Annotated in this window: 26 protein-coding genes, 1 tRNA gene and 1 pseudogene; 4 read left to right on the forward strand and 24 right to left on the reverse strand. The window is 37.1% G+C overall.

What is annotated here, in order from left to right; genetic code table 11:
• Window positions 1–52: 52 nt before the first annotated feature.
• From ESU54_RS12710 to ESU54_RS12770, 14 genes are all read right to left on the reverse strand, one after another.
• A complete protein-coding gene (locus tag ESU54_RS12710; protein WP_111844041.1) occupies window positions 53–553 on the reverse strand; it encodes a rhodanese-like domain-containing protein in 501 nt (166 codons plus the stop codon).
• A gap of 77 nt (window positions 554–630) precedes the next feature.
• A complete protein-coding gene (gene arsS, locus ESU54_RS12715; RefSeq protein ID WP_111844161.1) occupies window positions 631–1,707 on the reverse strand; it encodes an arsenosugar biosynthesis radical SAM (seleno)protein ArsS in 1,077 nt (358 codons plus the stop codon).
• Window positions 1,708–1,782: 75 nt separating this feature from the next.
• The gene (locus ESU54_RS12720) at window positions 1,783–2,121 is read right to left on the reverse strand and encodes an arsenosugar biosynthesis-associated peroxidase-like protein (protein WP_111844042.1); all 339 of its coding nucleotides are present in this window, start codon (window positions 2,119–2,121) and stop codon (window positions 1,783–1,785) included.
• 112 nt (window positions 2,122–2,233) lie between these two features.
• On the reverse strand, window positions 2,234–2,986 hold the full coding sequence (locus tag ESU54_RS12725) for a DUF481 domain-containing protein (RefSeq protein ID WP_111844043.1): 753 nt from the start codon (window positions 2,984–2,986) through the stop codon (window positions 2,234–2,236).
• A 58-nt stretch (window positions 2,987–3,044) separates the two neighbouring features.
• On the reverse strand, window positions 3,045–3,209 hold the full coding sequence (locus tag ESU54_RS18275; protein WP_394348872.1) for a DUF488 domain-containing protein: 165 nt from the start codon (window positions 3,207–3,209) through the stop codon (window positions 3,045–3,047).
• Entirely contained in the window at window positions 3,187–3,435 is a 249-nt protein-coding gene (locus ESU54_RS18280; protein WP_394348873.1) for a DUF488 domain-containing protein, read from the reverse strand. The genes ESU54_RS18275 and ESU54_RS18280 overlap by 23 nt, the downstream gene beginning before the upstream one ends.
• Window positions 3,423–4,328, reverse strand: coding sequence for a tryptophan 2,3-dioxygenase family protein (locus ESU54_RS12735; protein WP_111844044.1), 906 nt, complete (start codon window positions 4,326–4,328; stop codon window positions 3,423–3,425). The genes ESU54_RS18280 and ESU54_RS12735 overlap by 13 nt, the downstream gene beginning before the upstream one ends.
• Before the next feature lie 167 nt (window positions 4,329–4,495).
• Complete coding sequence (locus tag ESU54_RS12740) at window positions 4,496–6,634, reverse strand: peptidylprolyl isomerase (RefSeq protein WP_111844045.1); 2,139 nt, start codon at window positions 6,632–6,634, stop codon at window positions 4,496–4,498.
• Window positions 6,635–6,804: 170 nt separating this feature from the next.
• Window positions 6,805–8,028, reverse strand: a complete 1,224-nt coding sequence (locus tag ESU54_RS12745; protein ID WP_111844046.1) for a hemolysin family protein — start codon at window positions 8,026–8,028, stop codon at window positions 6,805–6,807.
• A 124-nt stretch (window positions 8,029–8,152) separates the two neighbouring features.
• The gene (locus ESU54_RS12750) at window positions 8,153–8,350 is read right to left on the reverse strand and encodes a hypothetical protein (protein ID WP_111844047.1); all 198 of its coding nucleotides are present in this window, start codon (window positions 8,348–8,350) and stop codon (window positions 8,153–8,155) included.
• Entirely contained in the window at window positions 8,340–8,918 is a 579-nt protein-coding gene (gene lptC / locus ESU54_RS12755) for an LPS export ABC transporter periplasmic protein LptC (RefSeq protein WP_111844048.1), read from the reverse strand. The genes ESU54_RS12750 and lptC overlap by 11 nt, the downstream gene beginning before the upstream one ends.
• Window positions 8,919–8,920: 2 nt before the next feature.
• The gene (locus ESU54_RS12760; RefSeq protein ID WP_111844049.1) at window positions 8,921–10,285 is read right to left on the reverse strand and encodes a tetratricopeptide repeat protein; all 1,365 of its coding nucleotides are present in this window, start codon (window positions 10,283–10,285) and stop codon (window positions 8,921–8,923) included.
• Between the two features lie 25 nt (window positions 10,286–10,310).
• Entirely contained in the window at window positions 10,311–11,549 is a 1,239-nt protein-coding gene (locus ESU54_RS12765; RefSeq protein WP_111844050.1) for a hypothetical protein, read from the reverse strand.
• A complete protein-coding gene (locus ESU54_RS12770; RefSeq protein ID WP_111844051.1) occupies window positions 11,549–12,277 on the reverse strand; it encodes a type III pantothenate kinase in 729 nt (242 codons plus the stop codon). Before ESU54_RS12770 ends, ESU54_RS12765 begins: the two co-directional genes overlap by 1 nt.
• 148 nt (window positions 12,278–12,425) lie before the next feature.
• On the opposite strand from ESU54_RS12770, the gene ESU54_RS12775 reads away from it, so the two are divergent.
• Window positions 12,426–12,498: transfer RNA gene (locus ESU54_RS12775), tRNA-Phe, on the forward strand.
• A 60-nt stretch (window positions 12,499–12,558) separates the two neighbouring features.
• Here ESU54_RS12775 and ESU54_RS12780 read toward each other — a convergent pair.
• The 9 genes and pseudogenes from ESU54_RS12780 to ESU54_RS12820 form a co-directional block, all read right to left on the reverse strand.
• Entirely contained in the window at window positions 12,559–13,461 is a 903-nt protein-coding gene (locus ESU54_RS12780; RefSeq protein WP_111844052.1) for a GYDIA family GHMP kinase, read from the reverse strand.
• Between the two features lie 16 nt (window positions 13,462–13,477).
• Window positions 13,478–14,812, reverse strand: a pseudogene (locus tag ESU54_RS12785) (hydroxymethylglutaryl-CoA reductase, degradative); the annotation flags it as partial.
• Window positions 14,813–14,866: 54 nt separating this feature from the next.
• A complete protein-coding gene (trpA, locus tag ESU54_RS12790) occupies window positions 14,867–15,628 on the reverse strand; it encodes a tryptophan synthase subunit alpha (RefSeq protein ID WP_111844054.1) in 762 nt (253 codons plus the stop codon).
• A gap of 47 nt (window positions 15,629–15,675) precedes the next feature.
• The gene (trpB, locus tag ESU54_RS12795; protein WP_111844055.1) at window positions 15,676–16,857 is read right to left on the reverse strand and encodes a tryptophan synthase subunit beta; all 1,182 of its coding nucleotides are present in this window, start codon (window positions 16,855–16,857) and stop codon (window positions 15,676–15,678) included.
• Between the two features lie 66 nt (window positions 16,858–16,923).
• Entirely contained in the window at window positions 16,924–17,571 is a 648-nt protein-coding gene (locus ESU54_RS12800; RefSeq protein ID WP_170253286.1) for a phosphoribosylanthranilate isomerase, read from the reverse strand.
• A 23-nt stretch (window positions 17,572–17,594) separates the two neighbouring features.
• Complete coding sequence (gene trpC / locus ESU54_RS12805; protein ID WP_111844057.1) at window positions 17,595–18,377, reverse strand: indole-3-glycerol phosphate synthase TrpC; 783 nt, start codon at window positions 18,375–18,377, stop codon at window positions 17,595–17,597.
• Complete coding sequence (trpD, locus tag ESU54_RS12810; RefSeq protein WP_111844058.1) at window positions 18,374–19,366, reverse strand: anthranilate phosphoribosyltransferase; 993 nt, start codon at window positions 19,364–19,366, stop codon at window positions 18,374–18,376. The genes trpC and trpD overlap by 4 nt, the downstream gene beginning before the upstream one ends.
• A 92-nt stretch (window positions 19,367–19,458) precedes the next feature.
• Window positions 19,459–20,025, reverse strand: a complete 567-nt coding sequence (locus ESU54_RS12815) for an anthranilate synthase component II (RefSeq protein ID WP_111844059.1) — start codon at window positions 20,023–20,025, stop codon at window positions 19,459–19,461.
• Window positions 20,026–20,027: 2 nt separating this feature from the next.
• Window positions 20,028–21,455, reverse strand: coding sequence for an anthranilate synthase component I family protein (locus tag ESU54_RS12820; RefSeq protein WP_111844060.1), 1,428 nt, complete (start codon window positions 21,453–21,455; stop codon window positions 20,028–20,030).
• 387 nt (window positions 21,456–21,842) lie between these two features.
• On the opposite strand from ESU54_RS12820, the gene ESU54_RS12825 reads away from it, so the two are divergent.
• The 3 genes from ESU54_RS12825 (at window position 21,843) to ESU54_RS12835 (ending at window position 23,051) form a co-directional block, all read left to right on the forward strand.
• Entirely contained in the window at window positions 21,843–22,154 is a 312-nt protein-coding gene (locus ESU54_RS12825) for a rhodanese-like domain-containing protein (RefSeq protein ID WP_111844061.1), read from the forward strand.
• A gap of 11 nt (window positions 22,155–22,165) precedes the next feature.
• Window positions 22,166–22,564 carry a rhodanese-like domain-containing protein gene (locus tag ESU54_RS12830; protein ID WP_111844062.1) on the forward strand — a complete coding sequence of 133 codons (399 nt, stop codon included), beginning with the start codon at window positions 22,166–22,168 and terminating at the stop codon, window positions 22,562–22,564.
• Window positions 22,565–22,631: 67 nt separating this feature from the next.
• The gene (locus ESU54_RS12835) at window positions 22,632–23,051 is read left to right on the forward strand and encodes a hypothetical protein (RefSeq protein WP_146743981.1); all 420 of its coding nucleotides are present in this window, start codon (window positions 22,632–22,634) and stop codon (window positions 23,049–23,051) included.
• Window position 23,052: 1 nt separating this feature from the next.
• Here the strand turns inward: ESU54_RS12835 and ESU54_RS12840 are convergent, their stop codons facing one another.
• On the reverse strand, window positions 23,053–24,288 hold the full coding sequence (locus tag ESU54_RS12840; protein WP_111844064.1) for a DUF3570 domain-containing protein: 1,236 nt from the start codon (window positions 24,286–24,288) through the stop codon (window positions 23,053–23,055).
• Window positions 24,289–24,292: the final 4 nt, after the last annotated feature.

The following is a 24,292-nucleotide window of genomic DNA, read 5'->3' on the forward strand; positions in this document are numbered from 1 at the left end:
GTATTCAGTTGAGATATGAAAGTTTTTTTAAAACCAGTCAAGTCTTTTCTATTTAATAAACAGGGTTTCCGGCTTGCAAATATTTGCTCCAATGTTTGGAAAATGCGTGTACGTTTTCAGTTTCTTCTCCTATAGAATCGATGACCGGATATCCTTTTTTTTTCCATTCAAAGATACCGCCGTAAAGATTTTTTACGTTGGTAAAACCAGCTTTTTCTAATTTTTCTCCAATTTTTTCAGAACGAATTCCCAAAGAACAATAAATAATTATCTGCGCGTCTTTGTTTATATTTTGAAGTTGTTTTTCTTCGGAAGAGAAATCGTTGAAACCAACGTTTATGGCAGATTTTAGGTGGCTAACATTAAATTCTTCAGGTTCGCGGGCATCCAGAATTGTCACGGTATCGTTCAATTGAAACATCTGCAATTCTTCCACCAAAATGTAAGGAATACTTTGAACGTTATGTTTTTGCAGCAACTCATCCAAATTTTTCTGGGCGAAGCCGTTTGCAGCTATAAAAAATAGAAAAAAAATGATTGCTTTGTGTTTCATCTTTATAAAATAATACAAAACTGTTTTGTCAATATTTAAATTCGGATATAAGAGTGCCTATGTTTTTTTCGTAATTCCTAATCCGTAACTGCGCCTTGACAACTGCTTCCTGCGCCTGCAGTACAACCATAACAGTGTTGGCTAATTATTATTTTTCTATCGTTCAAAATGTCTTCATTGTATTCTGAAACGTGTTGAATCTTACTTGCAACTTTTAGTTCAAGCATTTGGTTGAAATCACAATCGTACAAATAACCATCCCAACTCACGGAAATGGTATTTCGGCACATTACATTATTCACTGCTGCTGGGTTGTAGGCTTCCACTAATGAATACATATAATCCTCATAGTTTTCTGAGGCTATCAAATAATCCAAAAACCGTGAAATGGGTAAATTCGTAATAGCGAAAAGACTGTGGAAATGTATTCCAAAATCGTCGAGTAGTGCTTTTTTAAAATCTTTTTCCATACTGGCTTGGTCGCCTGGTAAAAAGGCACCACTGGGATTGTAAACCAGATCCAATCGCAAATCGCTATCCGGCATTCCGTAGCCAACTGCGTTTAACTCTTGCAATGCTTTAATGGATAGGTCAAAAACGCCTTCGCCTCTTTGTTTGTCAGTTTTTCCACGTGTCCAGTGGGGCATACTGCTCACTACGTGCACATTGTGGTTTTTGAAGAATTCAGGCAAATCGTAATATTTTTTGTTGGCACGAATGATAGTTAAATTGCTTCGCACAATAAAATCCTGAATCCCTGCTTTGCTTGCTTCATCTACAAACCAACGAAAATCTGGGTTCATTTCGGGAGCGCCGCCTGTAAGGTCTAAAGTATGTGCGCCGGTGTTTCGAATTACTTCCAAACACTGCATCATCGTTTCCCGTGTCATTATTTCCTTTCTGTCTGGACCGGCATCAACGTGGCAGTGCTCACAAACCTGATTGCACATATAGCCCACGTTTATTTGAAGAATTTCCAGTTTTTTCGGGCGAAGTGGAAACTGGTTCGACTCTTTTATTTTTTCTGAAAAAGTAGGAAGTTCCCCATTGGCAAAAATACCGTTGGAGAGTTTTTCTAGTTGATTGTTCGCCATGGCAAGTTCACTATGACGTTTATGTAGGGATTGTTGTTGTTGCTTTTTTTCTTTTAGCATATAATTTTTCAACTTGTACTTTAATAGATTCTGGTTTGTAAAATTATTATTATAGAAACGCAATATTTTGCACTTCTACATTTCCAATTTATTCACTTTATTCATCATCATCACTCCGTGAACTAAGGTAGCACCGCTTTTAATGGCTGCTCCCACGTGTATGGCTTCCATCATTTCTTCTTTCGTGATACCGCGCTGTAACCCGTCCTGTGAATAGGCATCAATGCAATAAGGGCACATTTCTGTGTGGGCAACTGCAAGGGCAATAAGAGATTTTTCGCGTGCAGTGAGTGCGCCTTCCTCAAAAACCTTTCCGTAATAATCAAAAAACTTATCGCCGAGCTCTTTGCTCCAATCTGATATTTTTCCAAATTTTTTAAGGTCAGCAGGGTCATAATAATTTTGTGAGGCCATAGGAGTGCTTTATTTATAGTTACGAAATTTTAATGATTTTGGTTTTTTCGATTATCGTAAATATAGGCAAGTAGTCTTTCAAAAAAGAGAATGCTTACGAAAGTTTAACAATTTAGTCGAAAGAGTAAACAAAGCCGCTTTCCAAATTGTACTGTGAGTTTGGAATGCCAACGGCTGGCGTTTCATCGTAGGCAAAAGTATAGGTTGTATTGAAAGCGAAATTATTAAACAAGTCAATTACTAAAGAAGCTTGACTTGTGAAGCGGTAATCCCCAAAATCATTCAACTTTGGCTGAAAATAAGATGTACTCACGAAAGTAACGGTTTTTGTGGGGTATAGACTAAATGAAAAATAGGAAGAGCTTCTGAAATCTCTATGGAGAGGCGTGACCCCATCACTTAACTCTTCTTGCTCATACATTATGTGGGTGCCTAAGTAGAATTTATATTTTTCGGAAGTTGTCAATTTAAACCGGGGGCCGGTTCCCAAGAGGCCTCTAAATTCAATTTTTGAAACTTTGTTGTACTGTGTTTGCGTGAAGATCTCCCAAGCAATTCGAGGATGAAAACGGTAATTGTAGCGCAGGTGTGCAATCCCCGCATTTTCAAATTTGTTACCCTCTATTTTCTGAAATTCTATATCACTTTTAAGTAAAACCAAATGCCTTTTCATTTTATACTGAAGATGAATGCTAGAATTGGCTCCCAAATAGTCATTCACATCCCGTTTTAAAGAAAAATTTAAGCTGGCGGAACCAGAGAATCCAGATGTGTCTGTTACTTTCCGGAGTGATTCGGCATTGAGTATTTGCGACTTTGCAGTAAATGAGAAGCTGATAATAAAGAGTGTGATTATATACTTCATTCTATTTTTTTAGGCTTTGTTAGTTCCTTAAAAATAATGAAAAGCTTTAATATAGCAGTTATTGATTCTCTAGAAATTGTTTTAAGACAATGGCTTGGTTGTGATTTTCATCTTTGGCGCCATAGAGCAAAGTGAGGCGTTTTACTTTGGTTTTGTTCAGTAGTTCTTCAACTAAGGCTGAATGATTATCCAGCTCTTTTTTATATTTTTTTTGAAAACTCATCAAACCGTTCTTCTTTATGGTCAAACCACTTTCGAAGTTCTGTAGAAGGCGCGATCTCCTTCACCCACTCGTCTAGTTTTGTGTCTTCTTTGCTTACTCCTCGTGGCCAAACTCTATCCACTAAAACTCTGAAACCATCATTTTTTAAGGCCTCTTCATAAATTCTTTTATTTGGATTTCCATAACTTTTCAAAATTGAAAATTCTGAATCACTTATTCCCCCCAATTAGCTATTTCTTCTTTTGACCAAAGTTTCGGGAAGAATTTGCGTTGCTGATATTTTGGATGCAAGTATTTTTTCCATTCAGAGCCACCTGTGGCCGCTTTACTTTCGCCTTTGCGGTTTAGGTAGTGTTGTGCGGTATCCAAATGTACCAATGGCCACGCTACGTTATAAAAATGGTCAAACTGTTTTAGTTTATCTTTTAATTCTTCCGAAGGGTTTTCCATCTGCGCTACCCGTTCTTCAAGGGTTTTACCTTTTGTTTTTTCTACTAAAACTTTAAAATCGGCTTCGTATTTTTCGATGAACTGAAGAAGTGTTAAGCTTATTTTACCCGTTTTTCTGTTGTATCCGGCGTCTTTCCAATACAGGTTCTCAAAGTAATCCTCCATAGTTGGATTTTGTGGCAAGCGCTGCTGTCCTTGGCTATTTACAAGGTTTTCAAGTTTGGTGCAGTAGAGTTCCAAATAACGGAATGATGCACTTTGAAAACCACTAGCGGGTGTAAGTGTAGAGCGGAAGACATTATAGTCGTCATAGCTCATGCCGTCTTTCATGATATCGAAAGAGGTGATAAGCATCCGGGTGTATCTTTTTAAGCGGTCTAATTTTGTCAACCAAATTTCTTCAGAAAGATTTTCGCCCTCAGAAAGTTGCTTTATTTCGTGAATCATCATTTTTAGGGTCAGTTCCGTAACTTGATGATACATCACGAATATTTCTTCATCCTTAAAATCAGTTCGTGTTTTTTGAAGTGAAAGCAAGGTGTCCACTTGAATATAATCCCAATAATTAATAGGTTTAGCCTGAAGTAACCCTTTTAGATATGTCTCTGGATTTTCGCCAAGAGCCTTATATTTTTCTTCAATAGCTTTTATTAATTCGTTGTTTTCCATTCTTTTATTTTTTGAAAAGAGGTTTTTAAGAAAGCGGTTTTTTAAAACGTTTCTAAAAATAAGGGATATTTTTCTATTTTTTGAAATATTCTAAAATGAGTTTTAAAGAAAAAGCCCTGTTACAAAATTTTGCAACAAGGCTTTTTTTTATAAATTTTAAAGTGCTACTAATAAAAATTAGCGCGATTATCTTCAATATTGGCTTTCTTTTTAAGGGCGTTGAAAACTTGGGTCGGTGCGCCAGGAGCCTCTTTAGTGCTCATTTGGTTGGCAAAGTTTACATATGATTCCATTTTTGGTGCTGGATTGAACGCAGTCACTTTTACTTTGTAAACGCCATTCTTGCCGTCTATCAATGGAGTTGTTTCGCCAGGTTTTGTACCAAAGGCCATACCTGCTACTTTCGGCTCGCTAGTAGCCCCTATTAGAGGGTTTGCCATACTAACTCCCGTAGCGGTTTGGACTACCACGTTTTGACTTGCAGCAACTTCTTCAAGGGTTGCTCCTTTTATTGATTCTTGTATTTTTTTAGCTTTTTTCTCGTTGCGCAAAATAGGTGTTACCGCTGCAGAAGCATCAGTAGCTGTCATAAGGCCTTTAGGATTTTTACGAGTAAGCTGTGCTATAACATAACCGTTCGGTACACTGAAACGTTTGGTGTTACCAACTTTGGTTTCTTCGTTAAACGCCCAGTTAACTATAGTTCTGTTTTCACCTATACCAGGAATGTTAGAATCCATATTGCCCATTTTGTTAACGGGTTTTAATTCAAGATTTTGTGCTTTAGCCAACTCTGTAAAATCTGCATCTTTTACAGCAAGTTCAAATTTTGAAGCATCTGAAAATACTTGGTTTGTGGTTTTGTCAGAAGGTTCAATGTTTTTTACAACTGTTGCAAGTTTAATGGCTGGTTTTGCCCCAGACTGCTTGCCAACTTCAACTACGTGAAAACCAAAATCAGTTTCAACAAGACCTATTGTACCTGTTGAGTTGTTGAAGATAAAATTGTCAAAAGGAGGCACCATTCTTCCAGGAGTAGAATTACCTAGGTCACCGCCATTGTCTTTGGAGCTGTCGTCAGAAAATTTTGTAGCAAGCTCAGCAAATTTTGATTTGTCTTTTTTCACAACACTCAAAATGCTATCGGCCAATTTTTGAGCTTCTTCCTTAGTTCTTGTAACAGTTTCAGGAGCGCGCATAGTACCAACGTAACGAATCAAGATATGTTTTGACTCTGCAGAGTCAGGCATTTTTTTGGTGTCCAAAACTTTGGAAAGATAAAGTGCACTTTCCACACTATAAGGACCATAGATATCTCCCTTGTTTAAATTGATAAGTGTATCAGCAACGGTCGGTGGAAGGTCCTTTTTGAACATCCAACGGTCATAATACGGAACATCAGAATTTGCGTTAACGTATTCTTCGTAATTTTTTGTGTTTCTAAAGCCAGCAATAGTATCGTTTGCTTTTGTGTCTTGGTTAAACTCAACTTTGTCTTTTAACAAAGTGGCTATTGTTGTTTTTGCTTCCTCAGTGTCAGCTTCAGATGGTTTCTCAGCGAAAAACACATATTGGATATCTGCTTGAGGCTCCACTTGAAAGTCATTGGGATGTGCCGCAACGTATTTTTTAATTTCTTCGTCAGAAACCTTTACATCTTCATCAGCAATTTTGCTGTAGGGAACCAACAAATACTGAAAGTTTAAGTTGTCATTTTGAAAATGATATTCTTGCTCACCTTCGGCAACTGTGGAGCGAAGTCCGCCTTTTATCATATTGTAATAGGTGGTTTGAAGCACGCCGTTCGCAATGTCTTCTTCAAATTTAAGCCATTGCTTATACATTTCTGGAGAAGAGGCTTTGATACTTGCGATGTATTCCTGGATTTTACCTTGATCCACTTGTCCTGAATCGTTCAAGAAAGTTGGATTGCTGGCCAATTGCGTTTTTAGAGCATCGTCTATTTGGGCTTTTTCAACAGTAAGTCCCGCTTTTTCAATCTGCTCGTCCATAATGACTTTACGCAGTTCGCGGTCCCAAACCATATTCATGGCTTGAGTTGTATTTCCGTTTGGCCCCATGTTTCGCTGTGTGGCTTCCACTTCTTCCATAAAACTTTGTCTGGAAATGTCTTCGCCGTTAATGGTAGCGATAGTGTCCTGTCCCTTTGGGCCACTGCTGCCTTTGGTCAACACATCACTTAAAATAAAGGCAAAAAGCGCCAATGCAATAATAAGGATAAGGAATATCCCTCTTTTTCTAATACTGTTTAAGATTGCCATTTGATGTTCAAATTTATCTCCCATTACATCCGGTTTGCCAGATGAAAAGGTCTTTGGTTGTGAATTCCTTTTATCCCTTAATGTTAATCAAGGTTTTAGAGGACTTGTTTTTTAGATTATTTAGGTGGCGAAAATACCATTTTCCCTGCATTAATAAAAAAGTATATTGAAAAAATTGTGGAAATGTTCAAAATCTAATCTTCATGGATAATTTTTAATTCCACAAGTTCAATTTTTGTGTTGGAAACTTCCAGAATTGTGAAGGTAAATTTATCGATTTCAACGGTTTCACCTTTTTCTGGAATTTCTTCGGTGTGATTCACGATAAGGCCGCCGAGGGTTTCGTAGTTTTCACTTTCTTCCAAATCAAGTTTGTAGTTTTCGTTGAGGTAATCTACTTCCAAACGGGCGGAAAATTTAAAATGGTCTTCGCCAAGTTCTTCTTCAATAAGTGCGATGCTGTCGTGTTCGTCTTCAATTTCGCCGAAAAGCTCTTCAATAATATCTTCAACTGTAATAATTCCGCTAGTTCCACCATATTCGTCAATTACAACGGCAAGGCTTTTTCTTTTTTTGCTGAGGATGCCTAGCACATCTTTAACGAGCATGGTTTCGGGTACAAAAACCACGGGCATCAATACTTTTTTAAGGTTTGCAGGTTTTTTGAAAAGCTCGAAAGAATGTATATAGCCTAAAATATCGTCTATGTTTTCATTGTAAACCAATATTTTTGAAAGACCAGTTTCGGTAAAAAGTTTGGCGAGTTCTTTTGGCGAGGTGTCAATATCTACCGCTACAACCTCTGTTCGAGGAATCATGGCTTCGCGCGATTTTACTTCAGAAAAATCCAGCGCGTTTTGGAATATCTGAATTTCCGAATCCATTTCCTCTTTAGCCTCTGAAATATCCATTTGTTCGGAAATATAATTTCCAAGTTCCAATTTACTGAAGGTGAGTTGCACGGTATCGCCTTCGGACTTAAAAATAAGTTTTAGCACCAAATCTGAAATCCAAATGATGAATTCTGAAATAAAAGAAAAAAGAACATAAAAAAAATAGGCGGGAACGGCAAAAACTTTAACCAAACTGTTTGCGTAGATTTGAAAGAAAACCTTTGGAAGAAATTCTGCGGTCAATAAAATTATTAAAGTTGAAATAATAGTTTGCACCAATAAACCCCCGAAACCAGCCAGTGGAATGTATTCCATTAACAGGTCGCCCATAAAAAAACCGTATATAACAAGGGCAATATTATTGCCCACGAGCATCGTAGCAATGAATTTTGAAGGACGTTTGGTAATTTTTTTAAGGATTCCAGACAAGAAGTTGTTTTGTTTCTTTTCAATCTCTATGTGGATTTTGTTGGAAGAAACGTATGCAATTTCCATCCCCGAGAAAAAAGCGGAGAGGATGAGCATTGTCAGTATTATTATGATGCTGTAATCCAATTTGAATTTTTGTTTTAAAGAGGAAACATTCCTCTAGCTCTTAATTAGACTGCGCTCAGCACAGATTTGAATGGAGGATTTTTTTATGTTAAAATTAATCTTCGGAACGGTTTTCCATTTTCTTTCTGAAATTTCTTTTAAAGAAAAACATAAAGATAGCAACTACCACAAAAAAGAGGAAAAGATAGGCTCGGTTTGGCTCAGTATTCCAATTGTTTACTGCTTCATAAGCAAAAAATACTGCAATTATAAGATATGCATATTCAAAAAAACGATATACTTTATTTAACATCTTCTGTTTTGGTTTTGTCAACTAATTGAACTCCTTGATTTTTTCTGGATAGAAAGGTAGTGAAATCTTCACTACTGTCAAATCCTACGGCGCCATCGTTATAGGAACCATCTTTAAATTTTATTTGATAGGGCTTGTCTGTGAAAACCCATTTATTTTTTTGATCCCAATAGAGCTGGTTGGCTTTTAAAACAACACTATCTGCTGTTACCACTACTACGTTTTTGCGCAAATCGACCAAGCCGGTTCCGTCAAATTGGATAGCATAATCTGCTGTTACGGTGTTTTTTTTTCCATCTTCGTCCCAAAAGCGCACTTCAATTCCCTCAGGAAATTCTTTATATGGAAATTCCAAATTTGAGTAATCGAGCAATTTATCAGCCAAAAGATTGGTCACCAATTTCCCCGAATCTGTATATTTAAAATTAATACCTTTTCCTTCTGCAATGGGTGCTCCGTCAGAAAGACTTAGTTTTTTTACGTTTTGGTAATTGCTTTCACATGCAAAAAGCGTGATGACCAATACCAAGGCCATCACGCTTTTAAACATATTTATAGTGGTGTACATTCTTATAAGTTAGGAACTCTTACGCTTCCGCCAACCCAACAATTGAATTTAATTGTTTTGCCAGCCATACCTTCAGAAAAGATGTCGCTTGCCTGTGGAGCACGTTGTCTGTAGCTACTTGCGGCTGCTCTTGCATTTGAAGCAATTGTTCCATCAACTCGGGCTGCTTTGTCCATCATATCTGCAGCTAGCCAGTACATTGCTCTTTTTTCAAATACAGTAGTTCCGCAGTTGTTGGCACTATCTGAATACATTGCGCCAATTTTATAGTAAGCGATTCCAGCAGAAGGTTTTGCTTCAAGCATTTTGTTATAGTAGTTTCTTGCTGTACCAAGGCTTCCTTTTTTGCGATAGTTTTCTGCAATGCTATAGTATATACGTGCTTTTTTAGAATTATCCTTTTCTAGATCCGCAGCTTGGTTGAAATATTCCAAAGCTTTTGAGGCTTTGCCTTCAGCTTCAGCTTGTTTACCCAAAAGGTAGGCAGAAGTAGAACTTGGCTCTAACTCGTGAAGACGCACTGCCAGTTTGTTTGATAATGGGCTTTCGCAATCTTTAGCATCCAGTCTGTTACTAGCAGCTTTTAACCAATCTATATCGTTCTTTTTCTGCTCGTAGTCTTTTTCATAAAGAGGGATAAGGTTTGGACAATCTGCCAACTGCCCCAATTTTCCGTTAACGCTTTCTTCAACAGTTGCGTAAACACCTAAGTTGTTTTCATAAACATCTTTAGCGCGTTGTTCTTTATCACTAAGGGCCGTTCCTGCTTCTTCTTTATCCATTAAAGGTGTAAGTTTTGAAGCGAGACTGTTTTTTTCAGTGTCTATTTTGCTTATAACAATATCATATAGATCAAAGATTTCTTGGATGTCTTTCTGACCGTCGTTAAAAAGGTCAACAGCTAATGAGAAATAGGCATAAAGACTTTTTCCGCTTGTAAAATTTTCTGGATCCTTCTTGAAGGCTTCGTCATAAGCTTTGAATTGCTCAGCTTTTGAGCCAATGTTGTTGTCAAATTTTATTTGGGCAATGGTTGAAAGAACATCACCTTCCTTAGTTTGCTCTGGAAAGTTTTGAAGTCTTAATTGATATGCTTGAATAAGATTGTTTATTTTGCTTTTATCACCTTTTTCTTCAACAAAATATTCAAACATTTTAATACCATATTGGTAAATAGCAAGATTATAATTTGGACAATCTTTTATTAGGTTTTCGTAATGAGGAAGTGCTGCCTCGTAATTTTTTATTTTGGCTTGTTCTGTAAAATAAGACATTAAAATTGTACAGTCATCCGGTGCCTGTGCAAAAGATTTTGCAGAAACAGAAAGCAGTGCAATGGTAAATAATAAAATGAATTTCGTTTTCATGGTATTGCTATTAGTAGTATTAATCTTAATCGTATAATCTTTTTTCGAACCAACGGTCGTTTAATGAGAAACTTAAATATGTATTGAAAAAGGTTTCTTTTATTAAACCAAAGTCTGTTGTTCCCCGACTTCCATATTCAAAACCTAAATTCATATTAGAGAATAATCGTCCGATGGGTAATCCTACTCCAAAAGATATGCCAAACTCATTAATGTCGTGTCCGCTCACACTCAGGCCTGTTTGCTCAAACCTTGCTCCAGCTCTGTAAACGACTCTCTTGTAGTAATCTCCGAAAGAATTATAATTGGGAATATAAAAACCTCCCACGTTAAATTTGGAAGCATTTTTATAGGTTACATTTTCAATGGTGAATGAGCGGTTTGTAAAATTACTTGTTTTTTGGTTTACGTATTCCAATCCAAGGCCCCAATTTTTTGGTTTGCTTATGCCTACCCCAAATGTAAATTGTGAAGGAAAGGTAAACTCTGTGTTAGGCACAGATACTTCTCTTACATCAATATCATATATACCCGAAGGAAGTATAGATATACTTCCTGTTGTTCTAAGATTTTCTGAGTTAAAATTTGTTCCTGGTATAAAACTCAAAGAACCAGTAAGTTCTAAGTTTTCGGTAACCATTCTTTTATACAATGCTCCAATATTAAAAGTAAAACCTGATAGGTTTGACCTATTAATAACACGGGTTCCGTATTGAAGCTCTGATTTTTGAGTAACTGCAGTGTTCTCAATTTTACCAAAATTATAACTGGCATCCACACCAAGGCTAAATTCAGGAGTAACTTGATATCCAAGAGCAAGGAATGCTTTGTTTAAGCCACCGTTTCCAGTGTATTGTGTAATGCCGTCAGGTATTTCAGAATAAAAATCATAGCCCACTGAAGTATAAGGAATAAGTCCAAAACCCATTCCGAATTTACCCATAGGAATACCCATTGCCAAGTAATCTAGCGTTGTAGTGGAAGTGTTTTGGCTTTCAGTGCTGGTCTTTTGTGATATAGACTGATGGCTGCCCCCCACGGAAAAATTAATCAATCGCAGTCCTGCATAACCAGCAGGGTTTTGAAGATTTAAGTGAATGCTGTCAGAGAAAACACCCAAACCTCCCATAGATCTGTTTTCAGCAGTACCGCGAAATGTTAGCGACCCAATACCATAAAAAGAATAAGGTGAGGTGGTTCCTTCCTGAGCAAGGGCGATACTGGTTATAAATAAAAATAAACCAATTACTATTTTTCTAAACATCAATGTTTGTTAAATTCTAAAATATGGTTCAATCCCTCCAATAAAAAATTTGAGTTGGCAAAGATGTCATTTTTTATACTATCTCGCAAAAAATGTACGTCTCCTCCTGTTAAAATAACTGTTAAATTGTGGTAATTTTCATGATACTCACTTATATAGCCATCTATTTCGTACAAAACGCCGTTTATCACCCCTGAATGTATGGAGGCTGTAGTATTGTTTCCTATGTATAAATTTGGATTGGTTGCTTCAAGTAACGGTAATTTTTCGGTAAACGTATGCAAAGCTTTATAGCGAAGCGAAATACCTGGAGAAATAGCCCCACCCAAGTATTCATTTTCAGAATTTAAAAAATCATAAGTAATACAAGTTCCCGCATCGATTACTAAAACATTTTCACCTGAATACTGCTCGGCGGCCGCGCTTACTAAGGCAATGCGATCTATTCCCAATGTTTGTGGTGTTTCGTATTTATTAGTGAATGGGATTTTAGTTTGATGGTTTAAAATCAAAACATCAAATAGTTGCTCTAATTTCAATAATTGGTGTCCTGATAGATTTGCTACGGATGAAATAATGCATTTCTGAATTGCGGGTAAAGCTTCGGAAATTTCGGCAAGTGTATGCAAAAGATCTTTTTTAATGCACGTTTTTTTTAGCTTGAGTTTTCCAGAATCGAACACTCCAAGCTTTATCAGTGTGTTCCCTACATCTATTGTGAGATTCATTTTTTTAATTGAGGTGATAAAAATACAACTTGAGGTCGCAAGTAATTGTTAAGGCCTTATTAAATTGGTTAAAGATTATCTTTTTTTTATTTTTTGAATTAATGTTTTGAGAAAAAGAAAATAGCTTTATATTTGCCGACTCAATAATGGTGCCTTAGCTCAGTTGGTAGAGCAATGGACTGAAAATCCATGTGTCCCTAGTTCGATTCTTGGAGGCACCACTTAAAAACCCGAAACAATTGTTTCGGGTTTTTTGTTTTAAACTACTTGTTTTTCAGGCTTTAGAGCAACATTTCTTCGAAAGGAACAATACTTTCAAACCCTTTTTTCCTGAAGTAATCCATATCGGTATTATCGCCAGTAACCAAAACAAAATCCCCGCCCCAAGCGCCCAAACTTTTGATGGTGTGTGGATAATCCCTAAAAAGTTGTTCTTTTATTGTTGGAAGCTTTATAATTTTTGAAATAATTTCTTCGTGTGCATTCATCAATTTTTCAAAATCTGAAAGGGAATAACATAACAATAACTTATTGCTGATGTCTGAAATTCTTTGAATTGATTTTTGATCCACTGAAGTGTTTCTATATCTCAAAATCCCTTCTTTGCTATCCTGCTTTTGATTTAAGTGAACAAAAAACAAACGGTCTGTAAAGTCCCATGAAAGATGTGCTTTTTTAAATTCAGGGATTTTATCTTTTAATTCATATAATATAGGAGCACTACTTTTTGCGATAGCAATATCATAACCACTTCCGCCGAAACTGGTTTTCAATAGCTCAAAAGCATCCACCTTTGCCCATTGTGCAATGTTATTTATTAATGTTGAGGAAGTTCCCAAGCCCCAATCGCGAGGAAAATCCAATTTTGTTGAAACAGTAAGACCTTTGGGTTTATTAAGAAAAGCAGGGTTTAGGTTTTTTGCTTCCCGAAGTATTTTTGATAAGGTTATTGAAAAGGTATTCTCTGGGTTTAAAGCTTTTAAATCTTTCAAACTAAAAACTTCTTCAAACCAAACTGTTTCTTTTTCATCAAAACTTTTCCAGTGAATTCCTTCTTTTTCGGAAGTGGATACTTCTAAAGATTGCCCATATTTAGTTGGAATGGCCAAAGCAATAGCGCCGTCAAGAACCACATATTCTCCCGTGAGCAATAATTTTCCGTTGCTATAAAAAGTTTTCTTCAATTTGTTTCTAAATATATCAACCTCTCAATTTTTTTAAAAAATCATCCGCCGAACTATGCGAAACAGGGTTTGTTATAAAATATTCCATAGCCTTTTCCTTTTCTTCTTTGGAAGCGTGCAGTTGGTTTAGAATATTCATCAAGTGCATTTTCATATGTCCCTTTTGAATTCCCGTGGTAACCAAAGATCGCACTGCCGCAAAGTTTTGGGCTAAACCGGCAACGGCCAGAATTTTCATCAATTCTTTTGCATTGGGTTTTTGAAGAATCTCAAAAGCAAGTTTTGTCAATGGGTGAAGTGAAGTCAATCCGCCAACTGTGCCAACAGCTAGAGGCAATTCAATCCAAAAAGTGAAAATATCATCTTCTATTTTAGCGTGTGTTAAACTTCCGTAATAACTGTTTCGGGCGGCATAAGCGTGCACGCCAGCTTCCACAGCTCGAAAATCGTTGCCAGTTGCTAAAACTACCGCGTCTACCCCGTTCATAATACCTTTGTTGTGGGTTACAGCGCGTCGCGATTCGGTTTTGGCGATTTCAATGGCGCGCACAAACTTTTGGGCAAACTGCTTTCCGTCGTTATGTTTTGTGGTAAGTTCTTCCACATTACAGCTCACTTCGGCATGTACTAAACACTCGGGAACGTAGTTGGAAAGGATGCTCATTACTACTTCGGGATAGCTATCTTTTTTCTGGAAGCTTTCATAATTTCTAGCTTCGTCTTCAAAAGTGTGTGCTATCTGCTCCAAACAACTGTTTATAAAATTGGCGCCCATAGCATCCAAAGTTTCAAAAGTGGCGTGAATGTAATAATAGCCGTCCAAAATGTGCGATTTGTCAATAAGCGAAAGCTTTACAAGACCTCCGCCACGGGCTTTCATGTTTTTTTCGAGGGATTGGATGCTAAGGCGAAGTTTCGGTTTTACTTCTTCAAAGAAATTTTCGATATCCTTTTCACTTCCATAGAAATTGAAATGAACCTGACCATTTTTTTCTGTGGAAATCACTTCGGCTTTAAATCCACCGCGTTCCAGCCAAAATTTGGCAGCATTACTCGCGGCAGCTACAACGGAACTTTCTTCGGTAACCATTGGAAGGGCAAACAACTTTCCGTTTATCAAAAAGTTGGGCGCAATGCCGAAAGGCATATAATAATTGGATAGGGTGTTTTCAATAAAATCATCGTGTAGTTGCTGTAAGGAAGTATCTTCATTCCAGTACTTTTTTAGAATTTGAACGGAATCAGGATTGTTTTGCAGATAATTTTCTGCAAGCCATTCAATTTTTTCATCCTTTGATTTTTTTGAAAATCCAGAAACGGGTTGGTTCATGTAAATAAATAAAGTTAAAGTGCAAAGATAGTGTTTCGTTGTAGTTTCTTCAGAATCATTTAAGAATAGAAAAAGTTATCTAATTGATTTGATGAAAGATGAAATTCCTGCAAATCCTTTTTCCGAAAGCATTTTTATAAAAGCACTACCAATAATTGCTCCGTTGGTGTGCAACGTGGCTTGGCTGAAAGTTTTCGAATCCTGAATCCCAAATCCCACAATTAGGGGATTATTTAGTTTCAGAGAAGCGATTCGTTCAAAATAATTTTCCTGTTCCTTGCCAAAACCGTCGGAGCTGCCAGTAACGCTGGCACTGCTCACCATATAAATAAAGCCTTTGGAAGCAGTATCAATCTGTCTAATTCTTTCTTTGGAAGTTTGGGGCGTGATTAAAAAGATATTCAACAAACCATATTTTTTAAAAATTTTAGCATAATGTTCTTCATATTCAGCCAAAGGGAGGTCAGGAAGGATCAGGCCATCAATGCCAACTTCGGCACATTTTTTACAAAAATTTTCTACGCCAAATTGAAGAACGGGATTAAAATAACCCATAATTATCAATGGAATGGAAACAGTGTTTCGCACGTCTTTTAATTGCTGAAAAAGTAAATCGGTTGTCATGCCATTTTCTAGAGATTCTTGTGAACTCGCTTGAATAGTGGGGCCATCGGCTAAGGGATCGCTAAAAGGCAAACCAATTTCAATCAAATCGACTCCGCTTTTTTCCAATTGCTGAAGTATTTCAATAGTATCATCCAATTTTGGATAGCCTGCTGTGAAATAAATGGAAAGCAGTTTTTTGTTTTCTGAAAGTGTATTTTTTATTCTATTCATAACATAAGATTAGACCTAACAGGTTTCTAAAACCTGTTAGGTCTCATTTATAGATTAAAATATTTTATATAAGTATCAAGATCTTTATCGCCCCGTCCACTCAAATTCACCACAATAACATCATCCTTTTTAAATTTTCTCGTTTCAAAAATTGCGAGCGCGTGACTGCTTTCAATGGCGGGAATAATGCCTTCCAGTTTGCAGAGTTCAAGTCCAGCTTCCATAGCTTCATCATCGGTTATTGAAATAAATTCCCCGCGTCCGCTTGCAAAAAGATTAGCATGCATAGGCCCAACACCCGGATAATCCAATCCTGCCGAAATGGAGTGGGGTTCGGTAATTTGTCCGTCGGCAGTTTGCATCAACAGTGTTTTACTTCCGTGTATAATCCCCACTTTTCCCAAAGCTGAAGTTGCAGCGCTCTCGCCACTGTCAATTCCCTTTCCAGCAGCTTCAACGGCGATAATCCCAACTTCCGGAGTTTCCAAATAATGATAAAAAGCTCCAGCGGCGTTACTGCCGCCACCAACACAAGCTACCACAAAATCCGGATTTTCACGACTTTCCTTTTCTTTGAGCTGGGTTTTTATTTCTTCAGAAATTACACTTTGAAATCGCGCAACCATATCAGGGTAGGGATGTGGTCCTACCACACTACCTATAATATAATGTGTATCCACCGGATTGTTTATCCAATCGCGAATGGCTTCATTGGTGGCGTCTTTCAAGGTTTTGCTGCCGCTCTTAGCCGGAACCACTTTTGCACCCAGCATTTTCATTCGAGCCACATTTGGAGCTTGGCGTTTTATATCGACTTCCCCCATAAAAACAATACATTCCAAACCCATTAAGGCGCATACGGTGGCGGTTGCAACACCGTGTTGTCCAGCGCCTGTTTCAGCAATAATTCGGGTTTTGCCCAAACGTTTTGCCATTAAAATCTGACCAATGGTGTTATTTACTTTATGTGCGCCTGTGTGACAAAGATCTTCCCGTTTTAAATAGATTTTGGTGTTGTATTTTTCTGAGAGTCGTTTCGCAAAATATAGGGGAGTCGGTCGTCCCACATAATCTTTCAGTAATTCACGAAACTCTTTTTGGAAGGATTCTTCCGCCATTACTTTTAAATAATTCTGCCGAAGCTCCTCCACATTTGGATAAAGCATTTCGGGAATATACGCTCCGCCAAACTCGCCGTAATAGCCTTTTTCGTTTACGTTATAATTCATATTTTCAGTATTGAGTATTGAGTATTGAGTATTGAGTATTGGTTCTTGTCTCTTGGCTCTTGATTTTTATGTCTTGGCTGGTGGTTCTTTTAAGTAGTGCTTCAAAACTTCGGTGAATGATTTTAATGCCGAAACATCTTTCATTCCCGGGGCAGTTTCAAACTTACTGTTTACGTCAATCGCGTGAATGGGAAGGTCTGTTTTTAGTAAATTTTTCAAGGACTCAATTTCTTCCAAACCAATTCCGCCGCTTAAAATAAAGGGTTTTTTAGAAGGATAATTTTTGAGAATCTCCCAATTAAAAGTGAAACCATTTCCGCCTTTTTCTTTTCCTTTAGTGTCGAAAAGGAATTTATCTACAATGCTTTCGTAGGATTTTAAAATTTCGAAATCGAATTTATCTCTTATTGAAAAAACTTTCCAAATCTCGATAGTATCACTTTTGTCTGATCGAGCGCCATCGAGACCTTCTTTTAATTTTTTACAGAAATCCACACTTTCATCCCCGTGCAATTGAATTATATTCAAATTATATTTTCTGACTTTCTCTAAAATTTCTTCCACAGAAGCATCCACAAAAACCCCAACTTTTTTAATTCCAGCCGGCAACTTAGGAATGACTTCGCCGTCAAAAAACCTCGGACTTTTTTCATAAAAAATAAAACCCATATAATCTGGCTGAATTGCTGCCACTTCTGCTACATTGTGTTTCATTCCACAGATTTTTAGCAATGTTTTCATCTTAATTTTTCAATAAATTGCTTTGCAGTCTCGCCGGGATTTTCGGTTTTCATAAAGTTTTCACCAATTAAAAAACCTTCGAAACCGTATGTTCTTAATTCTTTTATAGTTTCAACATCACTGATTCCGCTTTCAGATATTTTTACAAAATCGGTTGGAATTTCTTTTGAAAGCTTTCTACTGGTTTCAATATTCACTTTGAAGTTTTTCAGATTCCGATTGTTCACGCCAATCATATCTACATTCGGTAACAATGATTTTTGAAGCTCTTCAGAATTATGAACTTCCAGCAAAACATCCAGTTTTAAATTTTTTGCTAAATGCGAAAACTGCTTTAACTCTTCAGCAGAAAGGCAGGCGGCAATCAATAAAATGGCATCTGCACCATAGGCTTTTGCCTCATAAATTTGGTAGGGGTCAATTATAAATTCCTTCCGAAGAATGGGGATGGAAACCGTTTTCTCTGCCACCAATAAATCGTCCAGCGAGCCGCCAAAAAAATTGGAATCTGTTAATACCGAAATTCCTTTGGCGCCGGCAAGTTCATAGCCCGAAACCACTTCGTGCAACAAAACCTTATCATTGATTACGGATTTGCTGGGCGAGCGACGTTTGTGTTCAGCAATGATGCCCGTAGTTGAAATGCGCAACGCTTCCGCCAAAGATTTTGTTTCTTTCGCAAACAGCGGAAACTTTTCAAGCAAGCGTACTGGAATTGCTTCTTTTTTTGCTGCAACTTCTTTGAGTTTATAAGCAGTTATGTTATCTAAAATTGTCATTTTCTCAGTTTTTGTAATTGTTTTAAGGAATTCAATGCTTTTCCGGATTGCAACGATTCTTGCGCTTTTTCAAAACCTTCTTTTATTTTGCAATTCTCCACTACTGAAATTGCCATTCCAGCATTTGCGCAGACTACGTTGTTTTGGGCTTCTGTACCTTTTCCGTTTAAAATATCCATAAATATTACGGCGGATTCTTTTACCGTTTCCCCACCAAATATTTCAGATTCCTCGATTTGTTTCACACCAAAATCTTCCGCATTCAAAATATTTTCTGAATTTTTTGTAATCACTTTCACGGGACCAGTCAGCGATATTTCGTCATATCCGTCAACTGCGTGCAGGACTGCGTAATTTTTTTCGCTTTTTTGATAGAGATAGCCATACATTCTGGCTAATTCCAAATCGAAAACTCCAACTAATTGGTTTTTTGGAAATGCTGGGTTCACCATCGGCCCAAGCATATTGAAGAAGGTTTTTACGCCTAATTCTTTTCGGATTGGCGCCACGTTTTTCATTGCGGGGTGGAAGAGCGGTGCGTGCAAAACACAAATTCCTGCTTCATCCAAACAGCGTTTTAAAAAATCTTCTTTGTTACTGAATTTTATGCCCAAAGCTTCCATCACGTTGCTACTTCCGCTAACAGAAGAAACGCCGTAGTTGCCGTGTTTTGTAACCTTCAAACCTACGCCAGCTGTAACGAAAGATGCCAAGGTTGAAATATTAAAGGTGTTTTTTCCGTCTCCGCCAGTTCCGCATAAATCAATGGTGTTGTATTCACTGAAATCTACCGCTAAACACAGGTCTAGCAAAGCATCGCGAAAACCTTCCAATTCTTCCAAACTTACGTTTCGCATCATAAAAACCGTCAAAAAAGCAGCTATTTGGTTTTGGTTGTATTTTCCTTCGGAAATATTCACCAAAACAGTTCTTGCTTCTTCTTTTGAAAGCTGTTCGTGATTTATTAATCTGTTTAAAATCTGTTTCATTTTTATAAGTCGATGAGTCTATATGTTTATAGTTTAGGCTTAAAGTCTATTTAAAAGTGCTGCCCACTGCCACTGAACACTGAATACTTTTTTCAGCTTTCAATCCAATTTTTAATAATCTGTTTCCCCATTGGCGTCAGCACACTTTCGGGGTGAAATTGTACGCCACAAACATCGTATAGCTTATGCCGAAGCGACATAATTTGTCCGTTTTCATCTACGGAAGTAATTTCCAGAATTTCCGGGAAGCCTTCCTTTGAGACCACCCAACTGTGATATCGGCCAATTTCAATTTCTTTCTCAAGTCCTTTAAAAAGCGGTTCTTCCTCTGAAATAATGATTGCTTTGGTAGAAACACCGTGAAAGACTTTGCTTAAATTTTCAAGGGTGCCGCCAAAAACCTCACCGATTGCCTGTTGCCCCAAACACACACCCAAAATAGGTTTTGAAGTTGCGTATTTTTGAATCACTGCTTTTAGCAATCCAGCTTCATCTGGAATTCCTGGACCTGGTGAAAGAAGAATTTTGTCGTAATCTTCAGCTTCTTCCAAATAAAACTTATCGTTTCGTCTTACGGTTACTTCGCAATCCAATTCTTCTAAATAATGAACCAAATTGTACACAAAACTGTCGTAATTATCTATTACCAATATTTTCATAATTATATACTTTCAGCTAATTCCAGCGCCTTTGTGAGTGCGCCCAATTTGTTATAAACTTCCTGTAATTCATTTTCTTCGTTGCTTTCTGAAACCACTCCAGCTCCAGCTTGATAATGTAAAGTATGGTTTTTACTCACAAAAGAACGAATGATAATTGCGTGATTAAAATTGCCGCTGAAATCCATAAAACCAATGGCGCCACCGTAAAATTCGCGACTTCTATTTTCATATTTTTCCAGCAATTGCAGCGCTTTGTGTTTTGGCGCACCGCTCAAGGTTCCTGCGGGAAACGTGTCCGCAACTATCTGCATTGTTATAGTTTCTGGATTTTTTGTTGCCGTAACCTTGCTCACCAAATGAATAACGTGTGAAAAAAATTGAACCTCACGATACGTTTCTACTTTCACATTTGTTCCGTGGCGACTTAAATCGTTTCGTGCCAAGTCAACCAGCATAACGTGTTCGCTATTTTCTTTTTTGTCTTCGGAAAGTCTTTTGGCTAGTTCCGCATCCTGTTCGTCATTTCCGGTGCGTTTGAAAGTTCCGGCTATTGGATGAATTTCGGCCCGATTTCCTTTTACAATTAATTGCGCTTCGGGAGAACTTCCAAAGATTTTAAAATTTCCGTAATCAAAATAGAAAAGGTAGGGCGAAGGATTTACGCTTCGCAAAGCTCTGTAAACATTAAATTCATCACCTGTGAATTTTTGGGAAAATCGTTTGCTTGGAACAATTTGGAACACATCGCCACGCTGGCAGTGTCCCTTACATTTTCGAACCAAAGCTTTAAAATCTTCGTCATTTAAATTTGTAGTTCTATCTCCGTTTATTTTAAAAGGATATTCCGCGAAACTCTTCGACTTTAAGATTTGTTCAATCTGCGGAATGTTGTTTTCAGAATCAAAACAGTGCGCAAAAATATAGGCTTCGTTGTTGAAATGGTTTATTGCGATTATATTTTGATAAACTGCATAATACAGATCGGGCATTTCTAGATTCTCTTCTTTTTTATGAAGTTCAATATCTTCAAAATACCGCACTGCATCAAAAGCCATAAAGCCGAAAAGACCATTGTTGATGAACTTGAAATTGCTTGCTTCTCCCTTCGCTAAAGCTTCGGAAGACAGAACCGAAGAAAAAGAAGAAGCAAATTCATCTAAAACTTTTGGGACATTTGTGCTTTCAGTAATTCTGGTTTCAAGACTTTTTCCATCCGGAAAATGCTGAAATATGGTTTCATTTTCAACTTTTATGGAAGCAATCGGATTCAAACAGATATAGCTGAAACTATTGTCGTTAGCGTGATAGTCGCTACTTTCCAGCAAAAGGCTATTCGGAAATTTGTCGCGCAACCGCAAATACACGGAAACGGGCGTGAGGGTATCTGCCAATAGTTTTTTTGAATGTGTTTTTAAGTTGTATTTCATTTTAAAATTTCAATTTATGCAATAAAAAAAAGGCTTGTCGTGATTGACAAGCCTTTTCGTATATTTTTAATACCATAGGTGTTCAGTTCACGACGTTTTTCGTAAAGTAGACCACCACCAAGTATTTGTTGTAAATGTTTTCATTGTTTCGGGTTCAAAGATATATTTTTTTTGGAAGACATTATTATTATACTGAAAACTTTAAGATTCTAATCTTAGTTTACTATTAAATGATGGAAAATTTTAAATAGAAATTATGAGAAACTTTTCTTTTAAAGACAGTACTATTAACAAGAAGTTAATCATTGAAATCCCAGACTAATTTGTTTTCGGTTTTTATATGAATAAACCCTTCGCATTTATTATTTTTACCAAAAATTTTATAAAATGGCAGACTTAACTCAACAGCAGTGGAGTGAACAATGTGAGAAGGACGATAATGCAGTAATTTTAGACGTTCGAACAGATGCCGAATTTGATGAAGGCTACATTCCGGGTGCATTGCAGATTGATATTTTTAATGGGGCAGAATTTCTTAAACGCGCAAAAGCATTAGATCCTGAAAAAAACTATTACGTTTATTGCCGTTCTGGCGGCAGAAGTGGTCAGGCCTGTATGTTACTAAATTCCATAGGAGTGAAAAACGCATACAATTTAAAAGGCGGAATTATTGAGTGGAAAGGTGAAATAAACAATTAATCTAAATAATTATGAAAAATATAGCTATCCTTTTTGGACTTACTTTTATTCTTTTTTTTACAGCCTGTAAAGACAAAAGTGTTGCGCAGGAAATCCAAGTTTTAACTCCCAAGGAATTTCACGATGCAATTGCAGGCAAGAAGGATGTTCAGTTGGTTGACGTTCGTACTCCTGAAGAATTTGCAGAAGGACACCTTGAAAACGCGCTGAATATAAATATTTCAGAGACCGATTTTATCACAGAAGCTGAAAAGTTAAATTTAGATGAACCAATTTATCTTTATTGCCGAAGTGGAAAAAGAAGCGCCAAAGCTGCTTTGATTTTAAAAGACGTTGGCTTTAAGGAAATTTATGATATGAAAGGTGGTTTCTTGCATTGGGAAGCCGACGGACTTCAAAATAAAAACTAAATTTCCTTCTTAATTTTTTAACGTAGTGAGTCTTCGGTAGTTAAACTAGCGCCAAAGTACTTCCTGTGTGAGCATTTCAATGCAATCTCTTCGTAACTTCAATAGTGCTATGGAAAACGAGGAGGAAATACTGTATAGGGAAATGCGAAATCTTATTGCGTTGAGCTGTCGTTTTAACAAACGACCCTCGGGGGAATTCTATAAGTTCCACCGAACCTTTTTGATCTATTTCTTCAATATAGTTGATGTCAATATTGACTACAAAACTAAAATAATTTCCATTTGGAATACCAAACCCCTGCCCGCAAACCCCGTTAGACTTTTTGATTTAAATGAAGCAGTTGCCGCTAAAGTTACATATTCAGACTTGGAGGAAACGCTAATGGGGTGTCTTGAAGAAGGACAACTTCAGAATGATTTCTACGAAAGATTACTATTGAAATTTGGACATAATCCCATTGATGAAGGGGATTCTTTAAGTGCTTAAATTAATTTCCAATAAACTTAAACCCTGCCGAAATAAGGCTATAGTTCAAACCGCTGTCCCGTTTGTAATAATCGTATTTTAAATCTATACTTTTCAGTCCAAATTTCAGCAATCTAAACTTTGTGAAAATATCTGTATAGCCAATTCCAAAACCGTATTGGTTTGCTGAGAATTTAGATAAATCATAATCTGAAGTGTAAAATTCATCTGTTGATAACGCTACTTCATAGGGGTAAAAGTAATCTGCTGCGGTCTGATTGTAAAAACGATAACTTGGATACAAAGTAAATTTATCTGTGATTTTTATAGGAACTTCAATGCTCGCCGTGTGCGAATTAATCCCCCAATCATCAGAATAGTAGCGATAATAGGTTCTTACTACAAACATTTCATTTATAAAATAATTTAACCTTCCACCAATTGCTGTTTTGAAACGCGTATCAGGCAATCTTTCAATATCATCCGCCAACTGAAAGTTTTCACGAAAACGATCTGGAAGGTCGCTAAAATATACCCTTTGAAAAGGTGTGGACAGTAAACCTTGCTGTTGTACTAAATCCAGTGAAAGGGATCCCTGTAAACTTTTTGAAAGTATCTGTGAAAAACCAAAACCTATAGAATAGGAATTTCTGTTTTTCTTGTCTAAACCATTAAAAGTTGAAGACTGTCGAAGTTCTATTGGGTATAGTAGTTTCCAAGTGTCTAAATAAACATTTGCGTGCACACTTAACTCTGTATTCTTTTCATTGAAAAGCTTTGTGTAGTTTCCGCCAAAACCGAATGAAAAATAATCAAACTCTGAAGAAACGGAAACTTTAGCGCTTACAATATCATTTCTATCATCGCTCCTGTGTGAATAGCTAAAATTGCCACCCGCCCAAAGATCGCTAGCTGAAGCCCCTGAAGACGATACATAAGGATCTGCAGGGCTATTACCATCAAATGGGTCGATATTACTTGATGAGGCTGATGTGTATGCGGAAACACCAGCGTCAATTGTTAATACATCGTCGTCATTTAAAGGAATTGCAACCACTATTGTAGGGGTAAAATCTGTAAGTTTTTCTGAACCTATACCACCACTTACTGCGGCATTATTGCCATCTTGACTGTAGAAGCTTGTTAGAAAATCTACTTCGCTGGCTTCGAGTACTCGTTTTTTATAAGTAGAAGTGGAATCCTGCGCAAAGACTGTTGCTGAAAACAGAATGATAAATAAACTAATTGTGTATTTCATAAAT

The sequence above is a fragment of the Aequorivita antarctica genome, from assembly GCF_007997155.1.
GTDB classification, from domain to species: domain Bacteria; phylum Bacteroidota; class Bacteroidia; order Flavobacteriales; family Flavobacteriaceae; genus Aequorivita; species Aequorivita antarctica.